Origin of the sequence: Weissella soli (assembly GCF_001761545.1) — a bacterium.
Lineage (GTDB): Bacteria > Bacillota > Bacilli > Lactobacillales > Lactobacillaceae > Weissella > Weissella soli.
Genome location: NZ_CP017326.1, coordinates 677123 through 702248, shown reverse-complemented (window position 1 = coordinate 702248; position 25126 = coordinate 677123). Strand labels below are relative to the sequence as shown.

Annotated in this window: 22 protein-coding genes; 4 read left to right on the top strand and 18 right to left on the bottom strand. The window is 45.3% G+C overall.

Annotated features, from left to right (window positions below; all coding sequences use genetic code 11):
• Positions 1-117 precede the first annotated feature (117 nt).
• Entirely contained in the window at positions 118-1896 is a 1779-nt protein-coding gene (lepA, locus tag WSWS_RS03345) for a translation elongation factor 4 (protein ID WP_070229951.1), read from the top strand.
• Between the two features lie 72 nt (positions 1897-1968).
• Here lepA and parC read toward each other — a convergent pair whose 3' ends face one another.
• On the bottom strand, positions 1969-4434 hold the full coding sequence (gene parC / locus WSWS_RS03340; RefSeq protein WP_070229950.1) for a DNA topoisomerase IV subunit A: 2466 nt from the start codon (positions 4432-4434) through the stop codon (positions 1969-1971).
• A complete protein-coding gene (parE, locus tag WSWS_RS03335) occupies positions 4434-6461 on the bottom strand; it encodes a DNA topoisomerase IV subunit B (protein WP_070229949.1) in 2028 nt (675 codons plus the stop codon). Before parE ends, parC begins: the two co-directional genes overlap by 1 nt.
• Before the next feature lie 323 nt (positions 6462-6784).
• Between parE and plsY the strand changes: the two genes are divergently transcribed.
• Positions 6785-7414: a glycerol-3-phosphate 1-O-acyltransferase PlsY gene (gene plsY, locus WSWS_RS03330; RefSeq protein WP_070229948.1), complete on the top strand. Its 630-nt coding sequence runs from the start codon at positions 6785-6787 to the stop codon at positions 7412-7414.
• 53 nt (positions 7415-7467) lie between these two features.
• Here the strand turns inward: plsY and WSWS_RS03325 are convergent, their stop codons facing one another.
• The 16 genes from WSWS_RS03325 to WSWS_RS03250 all read right to left on the bottom strand — a co-directional run bounded on the left by WSWS_RS03325 (position 7468) and on the right by WSWS_RS03250 (position 21699).
• Positions 7468-8352 (bottom strand): aldose 1-epimerase family protein, encoded by an 885-nt coding sequence (locus WSWS_RS03325; protein WP_070229947.1) that lies wholly within the window; start codon positions 8350-8352, stop codon positions 7468-7470.
• 118 nt (positions 8353-8470) lie between these two features.
• Positions 8471-9373 carry a tyrosine-type recombinase/integrase gene (locus WSWS_RS03320; RefSeq protein WP_070229946.1) on the bottom strand — a complete coding sequence of 301 codons (903 nt, stop codon included), beginning with the start codon at positions 9371-9373 and terminating at the stop codon, positions 8471-8473.
• A 67-nt stretch (positions 9374-9440) separates the two neighbouring features.
• Positions 9441-11540 (bottom strand): type I DNA topoisomerase, encoded by a 2100-nt coding sequence (topA, locus tag WSWS_RS03315; protein ID WP_070229945.1) that lies wholly within the window; start codon positions 11538-11540, stop codon positions 9441-9443.
• Between the two features lie 139 nt (positions 11541-11679).
• Complete coding sequence (gene dprA / locus WSWS_RS03310) at positions 11680-12552, bottom strand: DNA-processing protein DprA (protein WP_070229944.1); 873 nt, start codon at positions 12550-12552, stop codon at positions 11680-11682.
• Positions 12553-12607: 55 nt separating this feature from the next.
• Positions 12608-13369 (bottom strand): ribonuclease HII, encoded by a 762-nt coding sequence (locus tag WSWS_RS03305; RefSeq protein WP_070229943.1) that lies wholly within the window; start codon positions 13367-13369, stop codon positions 12608-12610.
• Positions 13350-14234 (bottom strand): ribosome biogenesis GTPase YlqF, encoded by an 885-nt coding sequence (gene ylqF / locus WSWS_RS03300; RefSeq protein ID WP_070229942.1) that lies wholly within the window; start codon positions 14232-14234, stop codon positions 13350-13352. Before ylqF ends, WSWS_RS03305 begins: the two co-directional genes overlap by 20 nt.
• 222 nt (positions 14235-14456) lie before the next feature.
• Complete coding sequence (locus WSWS_RS03295; protein WP_070229941.1) at positions 14457-15083, bottom strand: ABC transporter permease; 627 nt, start codon at positions 15081-15083, stop codon at positions 14457-14459.
• Positions 15076-15846, bottom strand: a complete 771-nt coding sequence (locus tag WSWS_RS03290; RefSeq protein ID WP_070229940.1) for an ABC transporter ATP-binding protein — start codon at positions 15844-15846, stop codon at positions 15076-15078. Before WSWS_RS03290 ends, WSWS_RS03295 begins: the two co-directional genes overlap by 8 nt.
• A 24-nt stretch (positions 15847-15870) precedes the next feature.
• Positions 15871-16785, bottom strand: a complete 915-nt coding sequence (locus WSWS_RS03285; protein ID WP_070229939.1) for a glycine betaine ABC transporter substrate-binding protein — start codon at positions 16783-16785, stop codon at positions 15871-15873.
• A complete protein-coding gene (locus WSWS_RS03280) occupies positions 16775-17410 on the bottom strand; it encodes an ABC transporter permease (protein ID WP_070229938.1) in 636 nt (211 codons plus the stop codon). Before WSWS_RS03280 ends, WSWS_RS03285 begins: the two co-directional genes overlap by 11 nt.
• The gene (locus tag WSWS_RS03275; protein ID WP_070229937.1) at positions 17403-17852 is read right to left on the bottom strand and encodes a MarR family winged helix-turn-helix transcriptional regulator; all 450 of its coding nucleotides are present in this window, start codon (positions 17850-17852) and stop codon (positions 17403-17405) included. Before WSWS_RS03275 ends, WSWS_RS03280 begins: the two co-directional genes overlap by 8 nt.
• A 443-nt stretch (positions 17853-18295) precedes the next feature.
• Positions 18296-19081: an acetoin reductase gene (locus WSWS_RS03270; protein WP_070229936.1), complete on the bottom strand. Its 786-nt coding sequence runs from the start codon at positions 19079-19081 to the stop codon at positions 18296-18298.
• Positions 19082-19280: 199 nt separating this feature from the next.
• A complete protein-coding gene (locus tag WSWS_RS03265) occupies positions 19281-19727 on the bottom strand; it encodes a PPC domain-containing DNA-binding protein (RefSeq protein WP_070229935.1) in 447 nt (148 codons plus the stop codon).
• A 138-nt stretch (positions 19728-19865) separates the two neighbouring features.
• A complete protein-coding gene (locus WSWS_RS03260; RefSeq protein ID WP_070229934.1) occupies positions 19866-20219 on the bottom strand; it encodes a putative quinol monooxygenase in 354 nt (117 codons plus the stop codon).
• Position 20220: 1 nt separating this feature from the next.
• Positions 20221-20613, bottom strand: coding sequence for a MarR family winged helix-turn-helix transcriptional regulator (locus tag WSWS_RS03255; protein WP_070229933.1), 393 nt, complete (start codon positions 20611-20613; stop codon positions 20221-20223).
• 180 nt (positions 20614-20793) lie between these two features.
• Positions 20794-21699 (bottom strand): alpha/beta hydrolase, encoded by a 906-nt coding sequence (locus tag WSWS_RS03250; RefSeq protein WP_070229932.1) that lies wholly within the window; start codon positions 21697-21699, stop codon positions 20794-20796.
• 272 nt (positions 21700-21971) lie between these two features.
• On the opposite strand from WSWS_RS03250, the gene WSWS_RS03245 reads away from it, so the two are divergent.
• Together WSWS_RS03245 and WSWS_RS03240 are read left to right on the top strand one after the other, a co-directional pair.
• Positions 21972-24182 (top strand): glycoside hydrolase family 3 C-terminal domain-containing protein, encoded by a 2211-nt coding sequence (locus WSWS_RS03245; RefSeq protein WP_070229931.1) that lies wholly within the window; start codon positions 21972-21974, stop codon positions 24180-24182.
• 23 nt (positions 24183-24205) lie between these two features.
• Complete coding sequence (locus WSWS_RS03240; RefSeq protein ID WP_070229930.1) at positions 24206-25096, top strand: alpha/beta hydrolase; 891 nt, start codon at positions 24206-24208, stop codon at positions 25094-25096.
• Positions 25097-25126: the final 30 nt, after the last annotated feature.

Here is a 25126-nt window from a genome sequence, read left to right as displayed (position 1 = left end):
ACTTGCAGCGCAGCTTTCATGGACTAACTGCCCTTGGTGGCTGATTTCATGGTAAACTTATAGCTAGTCCATACAGTTTGCACTGTATGAAATATTCAATTAAAGGTGGTCACAAACATGTCTGACCGACAAAAATATATTCGAAATTTTGCAATTATTGCCCATATTGATCATGGTAAGTCGACGTTAGCTGACCGCATCATGGAGATGACAAATACCGTCAGTGAACGCGACACTGCTGCCCAATTGCTAGATGATTTAGCCGTTGAAAAAGCCCATGGTGTCACGGTGAAGTCCCGGACCGTACGGAATTATTATGTAGATGACCGTGGGGATGAGTACCAATATAACTTGATTGATACCCCCGGACACGTCGATTTTAATTACGAAGTCTCTCGGTCATTATCAGCAACGGATGGGGTCTTACTACTGGTAGACGCTACTAAGGGTGTTCAAGCCCAAACAGTGGCCAATTACCGACTAGCTAAAGAAGCTAACTTAACGATTATCCCCATCGTCAACAAGATTGATAATCTTATGGCCGATGTCGATAAGACGGTTGAAGAAATTTTGGGCCTCGATGATAGCTTTACCGAGGAAGAAATTCTCAAGATTTCGGCCAAGAGTGGCTTAGGGGTGGACGCAGTCTTGACGGCCATTCGTGATCGGATTCCCGCGCCGACTGGTGATGAGACGGCGCCCTTAAAGGCATTAGTTTTCGACTCGAAATTTGATCCTTATAAAGGCGTCATTGCCTTGGTCCGTCTTTTTGAAGGGACGTTAAACACCACGGACCAAATGTTATTCATGGCCGCTGATTTGACATCACAAAATAAAGAAGTCGGTGTGTTTGCTCCCTTTACCACGCCCCTGGCTAAGCTCCAAGCTGGGGATGTTGGCTATATCGTTACCGGTATTAAGGACGCACACGCGATTCGAGTTGGTGAAACAATTACCAGTGTGGCGCAACCAACACCTGCGGCTTTTCCTGGTTACCAAATGGTTCAACCAATGGTTTATGCAGGCCTTTACCCCCGTGGCACTGACTATAAAGATCTCAAGATTGCCATTGAAAAATTAGCATTAAACGATGCGGCTTTTCAATATGAACCAGAACAATCCGAAGCCCTAGGGATGGGCTTTCGTGGTGGCTTCTTGGGCATCTTTCATCTCCAAATCATTCGTGAACGCTTGCAAGACGAGTTTGGGCTTGATATCTTGACGACGATGCCTAACTCGACTTTCCGGGTTACTTTGAAGCAAAAAGATGAAATGGTCATGGTTGAAAACCCCACGCAATTCCCCCACTTTGCGCAAATTGCTAAGGTTGAAGAACCCTATGTTCATGCTAAGATGACCTTACCAAATGACATGTTAAATGATGTGATGCGCCTCGCCGAAGGCCGTCGTGGTGTCCTTGAAGATCTTGATACATTGGGTTCGATGTTAATGGTCACCTACAAGATGCCCGTTTCTGAAATTGCTTATGATTTCTTCAACGAACTTAAATCTGTTTCGCATGGCTTTGCGACCCTTTCAACCGAAATCGCTGATTTTGAAGCATCCGACATGGTACGGATGGATATTGCCATTGACTACGCCAATGTGGATGCGTTGACGTTTGTACTCCACCGCTTCAAAGTCGAGAAATTTGCCCAGGATACGGTGACAAAACTCCGTGACTTAGTACCGCGCAAATTACAACAGATGCCCGTCCAGGCCATCGTTGAAGGGCGGGTCGTCGCGCGGGAAAATATTCCACCCCTCCGCAAGATGGCGGCTAAAGGCACTAAAGTCTCTAAAAAACAAGAACAACTACGGCGGGCCGGTCAAGCTAAGAGCGACATTGAACTACCACAAGAAGTGTTTGACGCCATTTTAGATATGGGCAACTAACGCTATTTCAAAAAATAATTAAAAAGCTTGTGATCAAACCTCCAAATGGAGCTGATCACAAGCTTTTATTGTTTAGACTAAAATCAATGGTGTCACGACCGGCTGCATGCGGGTTGGTACCCCGACTGTATCGGTATCAATGACAAAACTACCATTGCTATAACGTTGGGCCATTGGGTGTTCCTTTGGCATAATGTCAATCGTTTGATTGCGATCAGTGATCACTGTCAAAGCGGTTGGCGCCGTTTTTGGAACCACCACAGCACCCACCACACGATGAGGGATGCTCTTCAACTCACGCATGATCGCTACCCCCTTCTTCGCACGGGAAGTGACAGGCACTTCATCAGCCGCCATCCACTTGAAGGCACCGCGATTAGAAATTAGGGCAATTGCGTCATCTTTGGTAATCAAATCAGCACCGACAATGTAGTCACCGGCTACCAAGTTCATTGACTTGACCCCGGCTGTCCGGGGACCTGTCGTTGGTACTTCAGCCAAGTTGTACCGTAATCCTTGGGCATTATATGAAGCTAAGAAGACCTCATCAAAGGCCAGCTTCTCTTCATCAACATAATGCAAGCCAACCACCAGACTATTGTCATCCTTTAACTTGATGAAAGTGGCTGGTTTCTTCTTATAGGTGCTTCGTGGCGCGAGATCGGCAAAATTAGTCCGTTTGATATAACCATCATTGGTGGCAATCAACCACTCGCCAGTCAATGCATCAATGTCATCAACCACCACGACCTTCATCACGACTTCATCGCCCGATAGACCAGCGATGGTTTGTGATAAGTGTTCACCGGCGTCTTTCCACTTAAAATCAGGAATCTCATGGATCGGCCGGTAGATCACATTACCCTTATTAGTAAAGATAAAGACGTGCTGTAAGGTGTTGACCTTATCGAGATACACGATTTCATCATCATCCCGCAGTCCATTGTCATTGCCAGATGCACTGAATGAGCGTAATGAGGCCCGCTTCAGATACCCTGCGCGCGAAACCAACAACACAACATCTTCATTGGCCACGGTCACCGTCTTATCAATCTTGATTTCTTGGACTTCGCCTTGAATTTCAGTCAGCCGTGGAGTGGCATACTCCTTTTTAATGGCCAACAGTTCTGACTTCAAGACCTTCTTCAAAGCCTTGGGGTCAGTCAAAATGATCTTGAGTTGGGCAATCTGATCGTTCAAGTCTTCAAATTCAGCTTGAAGCTGTGTGACGTCCGTGTTCGTCAAACGATACAACTGGAGGGTCACAATCGCCTCGGCCTGGGCTTCGGTGAAGTCATACGCCGCGATTAAATTCCCCTTGGCCGACTTACGATCCTGGGAACCACGAATGGTTGCAATCACTTCATCAAGGATCGAGAGGGCCTTAATCAAGCCACTCACAATGTGCTGGCGATCTTGGGCCTTCTTCAAGTCATACCGGGCCCGTTTCGTGATCACCTCTTCTTGATGCTCTAGGAACGCTTGCAAAGCAGTTAAGAGACCGACTTGTTCAGGACGTTGATTGTGAATCGCAACCATATTGAAGTGATAGGCAACTTGCAAATCAGTCTTCTTGAACAAGTATTGCAAGATCCCATCTGCATTGGCATCTTTACTGAGTTCAATGACAATTTGCAGTCCTTCACGGTCTGATTCATCACGCACTTCTGTCATGCCAGCGACATCTTTGTTGGCGCGAATTTCGTCCATTTTACGTACTAAATCGGCCTTGTTGACTTCATATGGAATCTCTGAAATGACAATTTGACTCTTGCCACCCTTCAGGGGCACAATCGCCGTGCGTGAACGGACAACAATCCGACCCTTACCAGTCTTGTAAGCGGCCTTAATGCCTTCAGCTCCTTGTACAATCGCACCCGTTGGAAAGTCTGGTCCGGGTACAAAGGTTAATAAATCATCCACTGTGGCATGTTCATGGCCCAAAAGGTAGACCGTCGCATCGATGATCTCACCCAGATTGTGTGGCGGAATATTCGTCGCATAACCCGCTGAAATACCCGTGGCCCCATTGACCAACAAATTAGGAAAGTGACCTGGTAACACGGTGGGTTCGTATTCAGTGTCGTCAAAGTTCAAGACCATGTCGACGGTGTCTTTTTCCAAATCACGTAACATTTCACCAGCCAGCTTTGACAACCGGGCTTCGGTATAACGCATCGCAGCAGCGGGATCGTTATCGATGGAACCATTATTTCCGTGCATCTCGATCAGCGGCGCCCGGAGCTTCCAACTTTGTGACATGCGAATCATCGCTTCATAAATCGATGAATCACCATGGGGGTGGTAATTACCCATGACATTTCCCACCGACTTAGCGGACTTACGGAACTGTTTGTCGTAGGTATTCCCATCCTTGTTCATGGCATACAAAATACGCCGTTGCACAGGTTTCAAACCATCACGAATGTCTGGCAAAGCGCGGTCTTGAATGATGTACTTTGAATAGCGGCCGAACCGATCACCCATCACCGTTTCCAGGGAAAGTTCTTGAATATTGGAATTGATATCTTCTGCCATTAGTTAACCTCCTCGCCATCACCATCGGTCCAAGTTTGAATTTCGGGTGCCACAAAGTCATCCTCTGCCGCTTCCTGAGTGGCGGTGGCTGAATCAAGCAGTGAGTCACCTTCAGCTAAGGTAAATGCCACATTGGCTTCGATCCACTTACGCCGTGGTTCAACCTTATCACCCATTAACGTGGTGACGCGCCGCTCGGCAGTAACGGCATCATCGATGGTCACCCGGATTAATGTCCGCTTAGCCGGATCCATGGTGGTATCCCATAATTGATCGGCGTTCATTTCACCAAGCCCCTTAAACCGTTGCAAGGTATACCCACGGCCAATGGTTTTCTCTTTTTCGGCCAATTGTTCATTGGTCCAGGCATAGACAATTTCTTTTTTATTCGTTCCCTTACGTAACATGTACAAAGGGGGCAAGGCGATGTAAATCTTACCCGCATCAATCATTGGCCGCATGTACTTATAGAAAAATGTGAGCAACAACGTTTGAATATGTGCCCCATCATCATCCGCGTCGGTCATGATAATAATTTTATCGTAGTTGGCATCCGCGACATTAAATTCAGAACCAACGCCCGCACCGATCGTATAAATAATCGTGGCGATTTCTTCGTTCTTCATGATATCGGCTAATTTCGCCTTCTCTGTATTCAGCACTTTACCACGTAGGGGCAAGATAGCTTGGAATTTACGGTCACGTCCTTGCTTAGCAGAACCGCCGGCGGAATCACCCTCGACTAAGAACAGCTCATTTTGGGCCGCATTCTTTGATTGGGCGGGGGTCAACTTACCTGACAACACCCGCTCGGTTTTCTTACCTTTTTTACCAGTACGTGCATCTTCACGGGCTTTCCGCGCAGCCTCACGTGCTTCACGGGCACGGAGCGCCTTGCGAATCAAGCCTTGTGAGAATTCACCATTCTCCATCAAGTAGAAACCTAATTGCTCAGAAACCACTTGATCAACGATCGAACGTGCTTCTGAGGTCCCTAATTTGTCCTTGGTTTGGCCTTCGAATTGTAGCAGTTCTTCCGGCACACGCAAAGACACCACCACTGATAGCCCTTCACGTACATCCGAGCCTTCCAAGTTCTTGTCTTTTTCTTTTAACAGACCAACCTTACGCGCGTACTCATTGTAGGCCTTGGTCCAAGCCGAACGGAACCCTGCCTCATGCGTCCCACCACCGGGTGTGCGCACATTATTAACGAATGACATCATAGTTTCTGAATAACCATCGTTGTATTGGGCGGCTACTTCAACCTCGACACCTTGGGCCGTGCCATCAAAGTACATGACGCCCCCCAACGTGTCTTTATCTTCATTCAGGTAATTGACAAATGCTTTAATACCCTCGGGGTAGTGATATTCTTCATGCCGTTCTTGACCCAAACGCTCGTCAGTCAAGGTGACCTTAACATCACTTAATAAGAAAGCCGATTCACGTAACCGTTCAGCTAAGATGTCATAATTATAAACCGTCGTTGAAAAAATGCTTGGGTCGGGTTTAAAGGTCACCGTCGTCCCATTACCTTCTTTCGTCTTACCGAGTTTATTTAAGGTCCCATCCGGGTGACCACCATTGATGAAGTGTTCTTGGTACTTCATGCCATCACGTACAATCGTGACCGTAAGACTGGATGACAGGGCGTTCACCACTGATGAACCCACCCCGTGCAAACCACCAGAGGTTTTGTAACCACCTTGACCGAACTTACCACCAGCGTGTAACACCGTCAAAATAACTTCAGGAGTTGGCTTACCAGAGGCATGCATCCCCACCGGCATACCACGGCCGTAGTCAACCACAGTGATGGCATTATCTTGATGAATGGTCACGTTGATTTCGCTACCGTAACCGGCCAAGGCTTCGTCGACCGCGTTGTCAAAAATTTCATAAACTAAGTGATGCAAGCCACGGCCATCAGTAGATCCGATGTACATACCGGGACGCTTGCGAACGGCTTCAAGTCCTTCCAAGACTGTAATCGAGTCGTCTGAATAAGTCTCTTTTTCTGCCATGTTGCACTCCTCTTCTGCGATCAGTCATCATTTTCTGATCTGACAAGTAAATTCTATAATCTTATTAAATAGTAATAAGCTGTACTCTCCAGTCATTGGCTGGCTCGTGTCCTTTTTGGTTGGCACTGGGCAACGCAATGACTAATAGCAAAACAATCCAACTACCAATATACCGCACTAAACTTAACTGGCGCAACCGCTATTTCATTAGAAGTCCCTAACAATTGATGATAGATTGATACAAGCGCTAGTAAATTTGCTACAATGATAGTCGATTGTTTATCAATCAATCTTGCATTTATTTATTGGAGGAATTAGACGCGATGTCTACTCTACATTTTATTCTTAGTTTTGTGTTTGCCTACTTATTAGGGTCAATTCCGTTTGGTTATGTCTTAGGCCGCGTTTTTTATCATAAAAACCTCTTGATTGAAGGTTCGGGTAATATCGGCACCACCAACACCTTCCGGGTATTGGGACCAACGGCCGGGTTCTTGACCTTTGTCTTAGACTCACTCAAAGGAACTGCCGCCACGTTGATGGGGGTTATCTGGGGGCCACTCCCTGTCCACTGGTGGTTATTGATTTTCGGCTTGGCCGGGATCATTGGGCACACCTTCTCGATTTGGATTGGCTTTCGTGGTGGTAAAGCGGTGGCGACGTCATTTGGCATGTTGATTGCCTATGCCCCCGTGCTATCCCTAGAAGCGTTATTAATCTTTTTGACACTCATCTTTTTGACGAGTATGGTGTCAGTCGCTTCGATCTTTGGCTTCATCTTGGTCACCATTTTGACGCTCTTTATGGGGGATTGGTTCTTGTTTGGCCTCGCGCTAATTTTGACCATCTTTGTGGTCTACCGGCATCGCGGGAATATCAAACGTATCCGGCGCGGCAAGGAAAGCTTAGTGCCCTTTGGCCTGGTTTATTGGTCACAGCATAAGCGCAAATAAAAAATACGGATTCACGGCGAAACGACGCCGTGAATCCGTATTTTTTTGTTGCTTTAGAAGAATGACATTGAGTATGATCCGGTAAAGGTCTGAGCTGGCGCTAATTGATTAATCCCAAACTTATGGGCAATATTACCATCAGCATCGACTGTATCAGCAATTCCCCACCAAGGCTCAATGGCTAAGAAGGGGGCTTCTTTATTATACTTGGTCCAAATACCAACAAACTTAGCATCTGCGATATGCATTGTCACCCCATGCGACTCATTAACCTTGGCTAAAACAATCGCCGTGGGTTCACCGTCCAACCGCAAGATAATGGCATCATCCTGATAATCATCCCGCGATAAACGGGTTGGGATATGCGTATCATGCGTTGTCTCTTGGCTAAAATCAACGTATGGTCCAACTAACTTCTCACGACTAAATATCTTTTGTGGTTCAACATTAAAGTAGTAATCTTCAAACTTTTCAGTTGCTGGATTCAAAGGAATATTAAACGCAGGATGGCCGCCGACTGAAAAGAAAATATCTTTCGTATCAACATTAGTCACTGCATACGTAATTCCTAATGTATCTTGACTGGTCAGGTGAAAAATGACGTCCAATTGAAACTTAAACGGATAGATGGCGGCTGTATCTTCACTATCCGTTAAGCGTAGACGTGCTGTCATTGGCTTAGATGACACCACTTCGAATTCGTTATCACGCGCAAATCCGTGCTGGGTCATGAAATACGTCTTATTACGGTACGTATACCGATCTGATTTTAAACGACCAACCACTGGAAATAGGTTTGGTGCGGTCCGGCCCCAGAATTCTGGATCGGCCTGCCACATATATTCAATCCCAGTTCGCTTGCTCTTGACACTTTTTAGCTCCGCACCGTGCTCACTCACAGTGACGATAATTGAATCATTTTCTAAAATGACTGACATGATAAAACCCCACAAACGCTCTCAACTTTGACTATAGTGTAACAAAAATGACAGGTATTCTCAATCATCTAGTGACCATTCATCGGCATCAATTGCCGCCTGACACGTGCTCCCCTGGCTAGGCCCGCGGGAAAAAATCGCGGTAACTTTGTTGTAGATTTTCGCGGGTCACGTGCGTGTAAATTTGTGTGGTACTGAGACTGCTATGGCCTAGTAGCTGTTGGACCGTGCGCAAATCCGCGCCATTGTTCAATAAATCGGTGGCAAAAGTATGCCGGAACATGTGTGCCGTCACCTCTTGCGTCAAACCAGCTTTACGACCAAGATGTTTCAGCGCATATTCGATCCCACTCTGCGTTAATTTATCCCCATTTTTATTCACTAAGAGATAATCATGCGCTTGTTTAGCATGCACCATCAAGATTGGACGACTACTAGTCAGATAGGTCTGCAGGTGTTCTTCAAGATAACGACCATAGGGCACTATTCGAGTCTTGTTCCCCTTACCAGTAATCATGATGATCCGGGCAGACTGATCCATCTGAGCTAAGGTCATATCTGAAGCTTCCGATACACGAGCCCCAGTATCGTACAGCAATTCCAGTAAGAGTTGATTGCGCAACCCCAGCGGTGAATCATCCTGAGCTGCAGTCTCAAAAAGCGCGGTCATTTCTTTCTCGTAAAAAAAACGTGGCAGATGGTGCCCTGAGCGACGCAGCTGGACACCGGCAAAGGGATTTGATGCCCGAAAATCATTGCGTACGAGAAAATCGTAGAAGGCACGTAAAGAACTCACCTTTCTACCAATCGTCCGTGGTTGATCATTTTTTTCATACAGATAACTCAAGAACACCCGGACATCCAAATAATCTACCTGTAACAAATCACTGGTGTGGCGACTATCAGCTAAAAATTTGATGAATTCACGCATATCTGAATCATAAGCGCGCACCGTTTGGAGAGAATACTGGCGTTCAACGCGCAGATAGTCATGAAACAATTGTGGATAATCTGTTGTCATGTGATACCTCCTGACGAGATGCTTCATAAAAAGCCGCGCAAGCTAAGCGCGGCTTTTTTAGTTGGATCTATGCTTCAGTCGCTGCAGCTTCTTTTGCTGAGTCAGCCTGATCTTCGACCTTTGGCGTTGTGCCATCAGCTAATGTGTGTTCGTTTGGCTTGTCCCAAGCAACGAAATCACAATCAGGATAGCGTGAACAACCGTAGAAGGTCCGACCACGCTTGGTCTTACGTTCAACGACTTGACCGATGCCACACTTAGGGCAAGTTAAGCCAATCTCTTCCACGATGGTCTTAGTGTTACGACAATCTGGGAAGCGTGAGCACGCATGGAATTTACCATAGCGGCCCATTTTAACCAACATTGGCGCACCACAGACTTCACAGTTGTAGCCGGCTAGTTCATCCTTGATGACAATTTTTTCCATCTCGGTTTCTGCTTTTTCAAGTTCCTTTGAGAAGGGCTTAAAGAAATCATCAATGACTTGGACCCAATTCTCTTGCCCATTTTCAACTTGGTCAAGTTCATCTTCAACTTTGGCCGTAAATTTGATATTAGCAATTTCAGGGAAGAATTGACGCACCGTATCTTGGACCATTTCACCTAATTCGGTGGGCACAAACTTCTTGGTATCGATCCGGACATAATTACGCTTTTGAATGACTTCAATCGTTGCGGCATATGTCGAAGGACGCCCCACCCCATTTTCTTCCAAGGCCTTAACCAAAGCCGCTTCGGTATAGCGGGCTGGTGGTTGGGTGAAGTGTTGTTCTGGATTTGAATTAACCAAGGCCACCGCATCACCAACCGTCAAATCAGGTAGGACATTGTCCTTTTCTTTAGCCGCTGGGTACGCCTTTGTAAATCCAGGGAACTTCGTCTTTGAACCATTCGCACGGAATTGCACGCCATTCTGTTCGATTGTGACGCGCATCGTATCCAAAATCTCAGGGGTCATTTGTGATGCGACAAAACGTGACCAAATTAACTGGTACAACCGGAATTGGTCAGACGTTAATTTATCTTTCAATGAAGCTGGTGTACGGAACACTGAAGTTGGTCGAATCGCTTCGTGGGCATCTTGGGCCCCTTCTTGCAGTTTACTTTCGACCGGCTTGAGTGCGGCGTATTCATCGCCATACTCCTCATGGATAAACAGTGACGCTTCGTTTTTGGCAGTATCTGAAATACGAGTTGAGTCCGTACGCATATAGGTGATTAACCCCACAGTACCTTCCTTACCACCAAGGTTAATACCTTCATACAATTGTTGTGCGGCCATCATGGTCTTACGCGTCCGGAAGTTCAACTGCGTATTGGCTGTTTGTTGCATGGTTGAGGTCGTAAACGGAGGCTGTGGATTGCGCTTGCGCTCCTTAGCAGTCACATCGCTAATGGCAAAATCATCCTTGATTTGCAGACGTTTCATCACTGATTGCACCGTTTCATTGTCGGGCAATTCAAGCTTTTCGCCATCCACGCCATAGAAATTCGCCTTGAATTTCTTAGCGCCCTTTTTGAATTCAGTATCAATGGTCCAGTATTCATCAGGTTCAAAGGCCTGAATTTCCTTTTCGCGATCGATCACTAACCCCAAGGCGACGGATTGGACACGGCCAGCCGATAACCCCTTCTTCACCTTCTTCCAAAGAATTGGTGAGATTGAGTAGCCGACTAAACGATCCAAAATACGCCGGGCTTGCTGGGCATCAACCAAATTCATTTTGATTTGCCGGGGATGCTTAAACGCCTCTTTAACCGCATCCTTGGTGATTTCGTTGAACACCACACGATTCTCGCCAGATTCTAAATCAAGGTCCAAAATGTGGGATAGATGCCAGGCAATGGCTTCACCTTCACGGTCCGGGTCGGAAGCGAGATAGACACGTTTAGCAGCCTTGGCTTCTTTTTTCAGGCCCTTAATAATGTCACCCTTACCACGGATGTTGATATACCTTGGTTCATAATCGTTTTCAATATCGACGCCCATTTGTGACTTAGGTAAATCACGAATATGCCCGATACTAGCCACCACTTTATAGTTGGTGCCGAGATATTTTTCAATCGTCTTCGCTTTCGAAGGCGACTCCACAATAACCAAGTTTTTCTTTGCTTTGGCGGTTGCGCGTTTTTTAGTTGTTTTCTTTGCTGCAGTTTTTTCTGCCATGCAACTGCCTTCTTTCCTGTGTTTTCTACTATATAATACATGATTTATGTTCCTACAAACATATACTATACAATAAAGTTCTGATTTAACAAACACCGAACCACAGAAAAGGACAATTATTTAACTTAAAATAGGGGATTTAGAGTAACCAATAAGAGTTTAAATAGTTAGTCAAAACATCGGCAACCGAAGTCACTGGTTGGGCACCGGCGACGATTAAAGCGTTGCAACCAGCCGAATTTTCGTCGTTTATCCGCCCCGGCACGGCTAAGACTTCCCGATTCGCGTCGAGTGCCAGCATCCCCGTAATCAAAGAACCCGAGCGTTCGCGTGCTTCGATAATCAAAACCTGTCGTGATAAACCAGCAATAATGCGATTACGTTCGGGAAAATGCCAACGCTGTGGCCCGTCCATGGGTAAATATTCACTCAGAATCAGCCCGTGTTGGCCAACTTGTGGCTGAAGTTGCTGATGACTGCTGGGGTAAATGCGTTGTAATCCATTACCAATCACGGCAATCGTTTTGCCATGATGTAAGAGGGTCTGGGCATGCACCATGCCATCTACCCCCGCGGCCAGTCCGGAGACAGTGGTCAGCCCTGCTTGCGCGATGCCCGGAATCCAATCACGTAAGATTTGAGTGCCATACAAAGAAGGCTGACGACTCCCCACAATCCCAATAGTGTAGGTGTTTGCCAGGGTCAAATCACCTTGAAAAAAGAGCACCACTGGGGGTAAATCGATCTGCCGTAAAAGGGTTGGATAAGCTGCATCTGCCAGGGTGACAAAGGGCGTGTGCAGACATTGTTGCCAGGTTGATTCATCATTCAGGCTAGTGCGAATTTTATCCCATTGGGGACGCTTAACACCACCTAATTGCAAGATCTCTGCTAAAGGTAGTGGTAATGGCGTGTCAGGATGTTTCATTAAATATTGCCAGATATGATACCGGCCCCGCATACCTAAGCCTGGTATTAACAGTAACCACAACAAAAAAAGCCGCATTGACATACACTCACCTCCAATTAAGAAATAAGAGAGTATCCATGTGGCTAGTTGTTGAAAATTACTTTAAGTACGCTTTAACAGGTGCAAAACTACGCCGATGAATGGGGGTAATCCCATGGGCCGCAATGCCCGCGAGATGTTCCGCCGTCCCATAACCAGCATTGTGGGAAAAGCCATAACCGGGATACTCAACGGCATAAGCAGCCATCAGTTCATCCCGGAAAACTTTGGCAATGATGCTGGCGGCCCCGATACTAATACTACGGTCATCACCTTTGATGAGTTTTTCTTGTGGCAAGGGAGAATCGACAACCATCGCATCCACTAATAAGCCATCAACGGGCACTGCCAGACCAGCTAACGCCTGTTTCATGGCCACGCGGGCGGCTTCATAGATATTGATGTCATCAATCGTGCCTGCATCAACGACACCATAGGCGTAAGCAACGGCTTGTTGCTTAATTTTCGCAGCTAAATCCCGCCGTTTGGGTTCGGATAATTGTTTAGAATCATGCACCTCAATCAAGTCAAAGTGTTCGTCAATGACCACGGCCGCGGCGACAACAGGGCCGGCAAGTGGTCCGCGACCAACTTCATCGATCCCTGCCAAAACCGTCCCCTGCCGCCAAGCCGCCCTTTCAAAGACTAGGCGTTTTTCAAAAGCCATGCGCTGCGCTTCCAATTTAAGCTGTTGTTTATGGTAACTCGTGAGTAATTTTTGCACGCCAAGCCGTGAATCTTGTGACCAGCTGGCCAATTCAGTCTCTGTGGGCTCAGCTGCTAAACGAGCCTTGATTTGGTTAATTGTTGTCATCACCATCAACCACCAGACCGATATTGTCCGAAGGCATCTCCACGGTATAGGTGCCTAATTTACCACGACGCAAATCAATTAATAAGCGCTCACTCGCACGGTCATAGTCTTCTTTAAAGCCTAATTTAGCGGTGATTGCCAATAACACTTCAACGTCAGTCATCGTTTCCCAAGCATTACTTGGCAGATGATAACGCTCAATGATGCTCTGAGGGTTGTAATCCCGCATAAACTTCAAGGTGACTAAGGCAATATCATCTAAATTAATGAGTTGATCTTTAATTGCCCCGGTCATCGCCAAATGTTGACCAACCCGTTGATCTTCAAACTTTGGCCAAAGCACACCTGGCGTGTCTAGTAATTCAAGATTAGTGGGTGTCTTCAACCATTGCAGCTTTTTGGTCACCCCTGGTCGATCACCAGTAATGGCAACATTCTTCATCACTAGGTGGTTCAGTAAGGTCGATTTACCAACGTTTGGAATTCCCGCTACTAGGGCCCGAATGGCCTTGTCTTTGACCCCCTTTTCAGCCAAAGCAGCCCATTTGTCAGCTAAGACTTCGCGGGCTGCTTTCGTGATGATCTGGGGTGTTTTGCGATCACGGGAATCTAGCGCAACTACCGCCATGCCTTTTGAACGAAAATAACGGACCCATGCCTTTGTCCGATCAGGATCAGCCAAATCAGTTTTAGTCAGGACGAGTAAGCGAGGCTTATCCCCCAACACGTCATCTAATTCTGGGTTACGTGAGGCCATTGGGATACGGGCATCCACCAGTTCCAACACGATATCAACATACTTTAGGTTTTCTCGCATCAAACGGAAGGCTTTGGCCATGTGGCCGGGATACCATTGAATAATAGTTGCCATTTATCATAATTCCTTTCATATCAGGGGTTTCAATCTCTTAATAGCTTATTTTTGTAATGCATAACAAGCTTAACTAACAGATGAGGCGCAATCGAATATAACCATCAATTATAGCATATTTTCAGCAATGTTCGTGTGTGACTTCCTAAATACGTAGTTTTAGCACTCGCAAAACTAGTCAATCATCATACAATCACACTGCAAAAAACGAGAAAGCTAGCCTCAGCTAACTTTCTCGTTTTTAAAGAGTTCTTCAAATAAATAGAGCAACAAATTAACCAGTAAACTCAGACCAACGGTCAAAATAATCCCCCAGGCGAGCTTTACCAAACTCATGGTCCGTAATCCGTCGAAGAGCACCGTACCCAGGCCACCAGCATTGACGGTGGCAGCGATGGTCGCAATCGCAATGATCGAGGTTGCTGCCAAGCGTAACCCCGCAAAAATTGCAGGCTGCGCTAATGGTAGTTGCACCTTGGTCAAAACTTGCCACTGCGTCATCCCCATGCCTTTGGCGGCTTCAACGACACTAGCATCGACTTGAGTCAGTCCGGCCAAGAAATTACGTACGAGCGTATATTGGGCGTAAACCACTAAGACGACGATTGCCGTCGCTGATCCTAACCCTGTAAAGGGAATCAGCAAAGCAAACAGAGCATAGCTTGGAATGGCATAAAGTAGCGACAACACATAGACGGAAACTTGCTGTAGTTTAGGATAAAACATCAGGATAACCGTCACGATACTAGCAAAAATCAAGGCAAAAAAGAGCGCATAGGCCGTCAATTCAATATGTTGCACAAGTGCCGCGATCAGCTGATCAGAGGCACTTTGAAAATACTCAATCATGGTGCACCCTCCAAATCTCGCCCTGCTCTCTGGCTGTATTGATGAGCTTGCGCACAAATTCATTACCAGGATTAGCGATGATGCCCTCAGGCGTGTCAAATTGGCTGATCTTGCCCTGATCCATAATCAACACCCGCGTCCCGAGCTTGAAAGCCTCGTTAATGTCATGCGTGATGAAGATAAAGGTCTTGTCACCTAACTGCGCATGAATCCGGGCCAGCTCGGCTTGTAGGTCATTTCGAGTAATCGCATCAATCGCCCCAAAGGGTTCATCAAAAAGCATGACATCAGGATTAGCAGCTAGGGCCCGGGCGACACCAATCCGTTGTTGTTGCCCACCCGAAAGCTCACTAGGATAGCGCTTAGCGTACTGCTCAAATGGCAACTGCATCAGCGTCAGTAATTCCTTGACCCGCGCGGTGATCTTATCTTTGTCCCAGCCCAACAGCTTTGGCACAGTTGCGATATTATCCGCCACGGTCATGTGAGGAAAGAGCCCAATCTGTTGCACGACATAGCCAATTTGACGACGCAAAGTGACTGAATCTAAGGAATTGACATCGGTCCCTTTGAAACGAATCGTCCCCTGGCTAGCTGTGATCAACTTGTTGATCATTTTTAGGGTGGTCGTCTTACCAGACCCCGATGTGCCTAAAATCGTGATGAATTCGCCTTTCTCAATGGTAAAGTTGATATCATCGACGACAGCCTTGTCGTCATAAAGCTTACTCACATGATCGAATTGAATAATCGTTTCTGGCATCTTTGGGCCCTTCCTATCTATTCTCTATTTAATGCTCTTGTAATAGTCCTTAGCAACCTTCGTGTATTCTTCACCATCAATATCAACACGCGCGTTTAGTTTCGTCACAGTGGCGGTATCGAGCGTAGCAGAAACCTTGTTGAGGATACCGGCGATCTTAGGGTTTGCCTTCAAAATATTATCACGAACAACTGGTGCCAAGTTATATGGTGGCCAAACATGCTTATCATCCTTTAGCAAAACAAACTTCTTGGTCTCGGCCAAACGTCCTTCAGTCGTGTAGGCTGGTGTGACATCGGCTTCATCCTTATCAAGGATCTCATACTTAAGGCTGTTATCATAAACCTTTGATGACTTCCAGTTGAACTTACCATAGACTTTTTCAAGCATTGGCAAGCCATCGGCACGTTGTTCGTATTCACCTTGTGAAGCCATACGGATCTTACTTGCATTCGCTTGCAAATCTGAAATAGTCTTGATGTTATACTTATCAGCCGTAGCCTTACGCATAGCCAAACCACTACTATCATTAGCTTTAGCATACTTCAACCATGTCAAATGGTATTTCTTTTCATACTTGGCCTTAACAGTCTGGTAAACTTTGTCCGGATCGGTCATCATCTTCATACCAAGAATGGTCATCAGACCAGTTCCAGTATACTCTGGATAAAGATCAATTTTATTATTAACGATTGATTTGTGAACCAACGAACTTGAAATGTTATAGACGCGCTTGACGTTGTAACCATTGTCTTCCAAAGCTTGCGCGTAAATTTCAGCCACAACTAAACTTTCAGTAAAGTCTTTCGACCCAATCCGAATCGTTGTGTCCGATGGTGAAGCTGCTTCTTTTGACTGGCTATTGTAATACCAAACGCCCCCCACAACAATAACGATGATGGCGATAATCACGCCAAGAATGGTTTTCTTACTTTTCATAATGTTCTACCCCTTTAATTGATAAATCAAATGCTACCATGCTAATAAGTGATAGCAAGGCAACCGTGCCACCGCCAATCAAAAGTAAATCATAGCGGTACAGGCCGAGCCCTGTAAAAATGAGTGTACCAAGACCACCAGCCCCAATATAGGTAGCTAAAGTGGCACTGGCGATGATTTCCACCAAAGCCAGCTTAATTCCATTTAGGATATATGGCAGTGCTAGCGGAAATTGCACCCGAAACAAGAGTTGACGCTTGGTCATGCCAAGACCCAAACCGGTTTCAATGAGTGTCCCTGACACGGATGAAAACCCAACAATCGTGTTCAGTAAAATGGGTGGCATGCCTAAGATGACCAAGGCAATCAACGCTGGTAGGCGCCCAACCCCGATAAAAGGTATGAGAATAAAGAGAATTCCTAAACTCGGAATGACGCGCAAACCTTGCGTCAATGCTGTTGCCAATTGCTTGACCCAAGCTTTTTCATAAGCGAGATACCCTAATGGTAATGCAATCACGAGCGCGATTAGGAGGGTCTCAAAACTCAAACTAATATGCTGCCAAATGTAGGTCAGATATTGACTAGTGTTCTCAGATAAATAGGTTGTCATATCCTTAATCATCTAATTGCCCTGCGCTACTTTCTAAATTATTTTTTAGTTCAAGTGAAAAAACACGCGTCGCCTCCAACAAGGCGACCTGCTGTTCTTCTGAGAGCTTACTCATCGCCAGATCTTCAGCCGCACGCAACGGATCCAATATTTCGGCTGCGTAGGCCTGCCCACGCTCAGTTAACCGAATAATCTTTTTTCGTCGATCAGCAACTGATGGTTCCAGATAGAGTAACTCTTTATTTTGAAAACCTTTAATAATCGCTTGGATCACTTGTTTAGTAGAATACGTACGCTTAGCAATCAAATCCTGCGTCATCTCACCCTGACTATAATAGATCCACATCAAGACTAGCATCGATTTGCTATTCAAACTATTCTTGCGGGCATAATTTTCAAATACCGAAAACTGCTCATCACGATAGCGTGCATAATCTTTCGCTTTAATCGCCATTCAATCCCTCCTTTTCTTCATTAATTACCACCGCCTACTTATATAAGAAAACAACTTATTTTTTAGGTCAGCGGTGCCTTTGGACATGTTATCAAAATGAAGTTATGCCTCTTTTTACTGAACATCATTGAAATTAAGCTAAACGTTTGCTGACCGTTTTTCGCAATACCCAACTTCTACTTTGTTAGTAATATGTCTTTTTAATTATAGCTCATTCTCGCATGTAGTCAAATATTTTTACTTGTTTTTTGCTTATTTTAAGTAAAAAAATTAGCCGGTTAAGCGACAGGGTTGCCCCTTATGACACATAAAAACTCTTCAGGCGCCATGTCATTGTTTCTGAAATGGCATAGCTCCTGAAGAGTTACAATCTATCACCCACAAAGTACGCATCATCAGCCCGTCGGTGTCGTTTAATTATTAGGCGCTGGCCCATGGCCCAATTAATGGAACTGCATTCCACCATCAATTTCAAGCGTTTGTCCGGTCATGTAATCAGAATCCTTACCAGCAAGGAAGGCAACTCCTGCCGCGACATCTTCTGGTTCAGACAGACGACCAAGCGTAATGTTTTGGGCAAATTGTTGCAGAGCCCATTCTTCATCTTGACCATTGGCAGCGGCAATATCCTTGACCGCACCCAATAGCATTGGCGTTTTAACGGTTCCTGGGGCATAAGCATTCACAGTGATGCCCTTGGCTGCCAAATCCTTAGCAGCGACTTGCGTCATACCACGAACGGCAAACTTTGAGGCACTGTAGAGGATGGCACCCGCATTGCCGACAACCCCCCCTTGTGAACTAGCATTGATGATTTTACCAACAATTTCAGAACCTTGGCGCGTTTTCTTTTCAAATTGTTCTAAGGCTGCTTGGGTTGCCCAAGCGATACTAGCAACGTTGATATGGAAAACTTGATCAAACTGCTCTGGTGTGATGCTTTCAATCGGCGTACCAGGACCGATACCAGCATTATTAACCAAAACATCAAAACCACCTAAGCTATCAGCGGTTTGGCGAACACCTTTGAAAAAACTATCACGGTCAGAAACATCAAGTTGCACTGCCAAAGCTGTTTGACCTTGCGCCTTAATATCATTAACGACTTCAGTCGCCTTATCGATATTCAAATCCGCGACGGCGACTGCAAAACCATCAGCTGCCAAACGCTTTGCAATTGCCGCACCAATTCCTTGCGCTGCACCAGTTACCATTGCTACTTTAACCATTATTTTCTCCTTAAACAGTTATGTTACAGCGCCTTCAATGGTGATGTAACCATGCAATTCAATCTATAAGTTAACGTTATGCTATCAAAAGTACCAAAAAAGGTCAATATTTTTTACTAAGTATGGTCAAAACATCAATTTTGTTGCCTTTCCAATAGCTGGAGCAACCAGAATCAACCTTACCTTAGAACCAGGGTAGTTAGGCTAACTTATTCGCCAAATGCCAAACATCAATGCCAGTTGTCGGATCAAAAGTTAACGAGATGGCCTCGGCGGCCGGACTGATCCTAATCTCAGCCGTGTAAGAAACATAGGCCTTCGTTAAATGACCTGCCAACACACGGACACTACCCGCATCATCAAGATATGAGAAAGAACCATGCGCATGTGTCGTGACGTCCGTTCCTGACAGCCTGATATTCCCCATCAGCGAAACCATTTCTAACATCCCCTGCTGTTCATGTGCAATGAAGTCGGATTTTTCAGGAATATAAGTCGAAACAACGACCCGATCACAAGCACCGATACCCTGGAAGGTCGCGGTTTTAATACCAACGTGCTGGCAGAGCGCCAGAATTGACTCTAACACCTCTTCACCCTTTTCCACTCTTAAAAAATAATCATCACCACTCTTTTGATAGTACATTTCTATGCCTCCACTTACTTTTTCCATGAAAAAAACTCTTAAAAAAAACAAACCATACCCGTTGGGACGAGAAATTGGTCTGCCGCTTCAAGAGTTCTCATTGCAATTATTGCAGCAGACCAACTAAATTGGAACTACTTATTTTGAGTTAACAAAACCATTAACGGTTGTCATGTAAACAGCGCCGAAGCCGTCCAAGATTTCCTTGACTTCAGCGTTAGGGTCGCCATAAACGGTACAACTGTGCACATCAAACAAGTTTGAAAAATCTTCACCAAAATTAACTGCAAAGCCGTCCAAGTGGAGCTTGGTTGCCACGTTATCAGCGTAATGTTCAATAATATTGATCTTGTCACCGTTGATAGACCAGTGATAGTCAACAGCGCCGGCTTCTTTTTTGGTGCTTTCTACCAAACGATCGATCAGCTCCAAAGCGGCCGCCTTGTTTTCTTCTTTAACAGTCGTTTCAATCAGATACATGATACTTGACATTTTACTTTTCCTCCAAATGAGTTTTGAAATTTTCGTCTAGGACCCGGTTAACAACTGTGAGTGCTTTTGCTTGAATGACACTCCCTTTAGCGGTCAACCGAATAAAGTGGCTCCGCTTATCTTCAGGGTTATCAATCTTTTCGATGACCCCACAAGATTTGGCGCGCATTTTATTAATTGCCCGTGACAAGGCACTTTGGGTCAAACCGACATAGGATTCCATGGCTTGCTGGTTCGCAATTTTATCTGGGCATGTTGCCAGGTAGGATAAAATCAAAAATTCTTGATAAGTCAACCCACCATCGCAAACCTCAGCTCGTAAACAAGTATCCAATTCCTTTTCAATCCGCCTTTGTTCTCGTGAAAAGCGTAACCATTCTTCAAATAAAGTCACCACTATTACTCCGTTCCTAAACATCTTCGATTAGCAGTAATCTCACGGATTACTTTTTAACAACATGTATGCACATGCATAGATTAATCATAGCACATCCCGAAACAGGTAACCTGAAAAAGAAAAATCAATTGATGACTTTTGTTTAATTCGAGCCATCGACCTGCATAAGTGATGCGTCTAGGTATTCTTTTCCTTAAGGTACGCAACAATATCAGCATTCGCACGCTGACTCTCTTCATATTCGGGGAACAAGACATTGAAGACATGGTCAATTTTATTTTCCACCCCTTCATAACTCTTGTAGACATGCTTGATTTGGTTTGCCGTCATGAAGTCATGCATGGCAATAGCCTGTTCAGCCAAGATTGAATCACTAGGTGTGGTAACAATCATCACTTCTGGGAAATTGTCAGCCATGTAGTTAGTATAAAGTGCATGTTTGACAAAGTCTTCTTGAGATAGCCAATCAGACAAGACCTGCCGCACCCCAGCAATAATCACATTGTCAGAGCTCGTAATGCTTTCAAACGTAGCCGGGCAAATCGCTACATAAGCCTTAAAGTCTTTGGCATAGGGAGTGACTTCAAAATAATTTTGTAATTCTTGATTATTCTGAGTTGCTGCTGCTAGCAGAGTCAAGTGGCCAGCAGAACTATCACCCATAATGGAAATATTTTGATCAGCAAAACCATATTGAACGCGATGATCACTAATCCAATTGGCGACGGTCATAATCTCACGTAATTCTTGGCCAAACCCAACTTCTGGCATCAAGCTATAGTTGATGTTGACGACCCGAAAACCATGCGTTGCAATTAATTGTCCGAGTCGACGATCCAACTCCTTAAAACCACTAGAATAGCCACCACCATGAATCAAAATCACAACGGGTAACATTTGTGTCTTATCTGCATCTGCCGGTGAATAGATATCTAACAGATGATCTGCTGAGCCATCATCGATATAAGGAATATCTGACTGCATATCAACCCCATAGTCATTAACGTGAGCATTAATCGTTGCATCGTTCACTGTGTGTTGAAATTGCCGGCCAGCTGCTAAAGCTTGTTTGTCTATTGCCATTTGTAATACCTATCTTTCTGATTTAGAATAAAGCTATTGTAGGAGTTTGAGAAGAAATTAACAAGAACATAATAAACTTTTTTCACGTTGAATCGTCTCAACCCCCCCGTGCATCGACAAATACCTGAAAATCTAGTGTTTTATTGACCTTCATCATATTTTAATTTTTCTTGACAGACTATTTTATATCCGTTATATAAATAGCATGCGATATAATATCGCCCACGTTAGACAATTCCAATTGTGCACAAAAAGAAAAGAGGCATTATCATATGGCAACAATTGATCTGAAATTTGTTCAAGGATTGACCCTGGAAGAAAAAGCTTCACTCGTGTCAGGAAAAGATTTCTGGTTCACCGCTAAGGTACCAGGGGTGGCCGCCAGCATGATGACTGACGGCCCTTCAGGGTTACGCAAGCAAGCTGATGGCGCTGATGCACTAGGTCTTAACGATAGTGTCGCCGCGATTGCTTTCCCTAGTTCAGCCTTGACCGCAAGCTCCTTTGATGATCACCTCCTCTTTGAGTTGGGACAACATCTAGGGGTGGCCGCAAAAGCAGAAAACATCGGAATCCTCCTTGGCCCAGGGGTCAATATCAAACGTAGTCCCCTAGCTGGGCGTAATTTTGAGTACTTTTCAGAAGACCCCCTGCTATCAGGTCGTATGGGGGTCAATTATGTCAAGGGTGTTCAAAGCCAAGGTGTTGGTGTAAGTGTCAAACATTTTGCAGCTAATAACCGTGAAAATCAACGTTTTACTTCGTCATCTAATATCGACGAACGAACATTACGTGAAATTTACTTATCACAATTTGAACGGATTGTGAAAGAAGCCCAGCCAGCAACGATTATGGCATCTTATAACAAAATCAATGGTGAACTCGTTTCTCAAAACCAGCGCTTATTAACCCAAATCCTGCGAGACGAATGGGGCTTTGAAGGTTTTGTGATGTCTGATTGGGGGGCCGTGGCCGATCATGTCGCGGCGTTAAAAGCTGGTCTTGAATTAGAAATGCCTGGTAAGGGGCCGGAGTCTGTCAATGAAATCGTCACCGCCGTCAAAGATGGCCGGTTACAAGAATCGGTTCTTGACCGGGCTGTTCTATGTATCTTAACGATCATCACTAAGTGGGGCCGGCCCGTAGATGCCCCTACCACCGATTATGATCAAGACGAGCAACATACATTCGCTCGCCAATTGGCAACTGAAAGCATCGTCTTATTAAAAAATGACGCTGCGCAACTACCACTCAAGTCAGATGAGCAGATTGCCGTCATTGGTGAACTGGCCGCACGACCACGCTACCAAGGTGGTGGTAGTTCCCATGTCAATGCTTATCATCTTGTCACCCCGGTTGATGCAATGCCTACAACGGCTACTTACGCCCAAGGTTATGTCTTAAATGATGATACCGACGATGAGCGTCTCAGCCAAGAAGCACTGCAGTTGGCCCAAACGAGCTCTCATGTAGTGATCTTTGCAGGTTACCCTGAAGATTGGGAAACGGAAGGCTTTGATAAAGACAAAATCACCCTGCCAGCCAATCAAAACAACTTGATTGAAAAAATTGCAGCCGTCAATGCCAACGTGACCGTTGTACTCCAAAATGGTTCCGCAGTCGAAATGCCTTGGGTGGATGATGTCGCAGCCATTGTTGAGACCTACTTGGCAGGTGAAGCCGTTGGTGAAGCGACCTGGGATATTTTGACTGGTCAAGTTAATCCGTCAGGAAAGCTCTCTGAGTCCTTCCCACTGCGCGTGGTTGACAACCCCACTGCTTTAACCTTTGGCCGTGATCTGCAAAACGAGACCTACCATGAAGGAATCTTTGTCGGCTATCGTTATTACGATGCCAAAGATCTCGCCGTCCTGTTCCCATTTGGCCATGGCCTCAGCTACACCACCTTTGATTACCATGATCTCACGATTACCGAAGATGCTGATCAGGTATCGCTCACCTTTACGATTACCAATACTGGTAAAGTAGCTGGTAAAGAAGTTGCCCAAATCTACGTTGGTAACCAGACTAGTAAAGTTGAGATGCCCATCAAGGAACTACGTGATTTCGTTAAAGTTGACTTGAATCCTGGCGAAAGTAAGCAAATCAAGACCAGCCTCTCCCGCCGTGATTTTGCCTGGTATGATAGCGCAACTGCCAGTTGGCGGACCGATAATGGCCAATACGAGTTCTTCATTGGTTCCTCTTCCCGCGATATTCGTTTGCAAGCAGCCTTTGAGCTCACGATTGGTAGTGAATCAACTGCCCCTATCTCTGGTAACACCTATATCAGTGAAATCTGGGAAACCGGTGATTCTAAGATTGAACAAGCGCTTGAAGATTCTGGGTTAAAAGAAAAAATTAAGCCAATTTTAGGATCAGGCAACGATGCCATTTTCGCAAATATTCCTTTGCGGGCATTAGGCATGGTTAATATTCCGAGTGACACGATTAACGATTTTCTTAAAATCGTGAACCAATAACTAGATAAAAATGAGGTATCCACATGGTTGTCAGTAAGGAAATTTTAGCCGAAGCAGCGGCCCTAAAGGCACTCTTCAAAGAAGGTGATGATAAGCGTGACGCTAATTTACCAACACAAATTCCTGAAGTTGAGCGTTTTGACGATATTACTTATGGTCCTAAAGAAAAGTGGCATCTGTTGGATGTCTATTTACCTAAAAAACGGCATGGTAAAGTGCCAACCATCATCAACATCCATGGTGGTGGCTACGTCTATGCGACCAAAGAGACCTATCAATTCTTTGGTTTAAGTTTAGCAAAGGCCGGCTTTGCCTTTGTTAATTTCAATTATCAACTCGCACCTGACGTTCAATTCCCCGGTGAACTAGATGACGTCAACCTGGCCATGCACTGGGTAGCCACACACGGCGCTGAGTATGACCTTGACTTAGATAATGTATTCATTGTCGGTGACAGTGCTGGTGGTCAAATGGCGATGCAGTATCTAACCATTTTGACGAATGCTGATTTTCGTGCAAAATTTGGTTATGAACAACCAGGTTTCACAGTGCGAGCAGCCGCAATCAACTGTGGCTTATCCTTTATTGACCGCCCTGGTACACTGACTGGTGCGCCACAGGCCTATTTCACAGATGACGTGTTGGCAAATAAAGCCGACATGCTAACAACCGAGCAGTACATGACGACTGATTTACCTCCCCTTTTCCTCACCACTGCGAATCAAGATTTTATTCGCGATAGCACCGTTCGTTTGGATGGTTTCTTACTAGCCAAAGGTATTAATCACGAATTCCACAGCTATGGTACGCCTGAGGATCCAAAGGGGCACGTCTTTAATTACGATATTAAAGATGCCGTCGCCCAAGAATGCAATCAGACAATGTTGACGTTTTTCAGAAATCATCTGGCCTGACACACTTAACTAATGCGTCAAAGAGGTCCT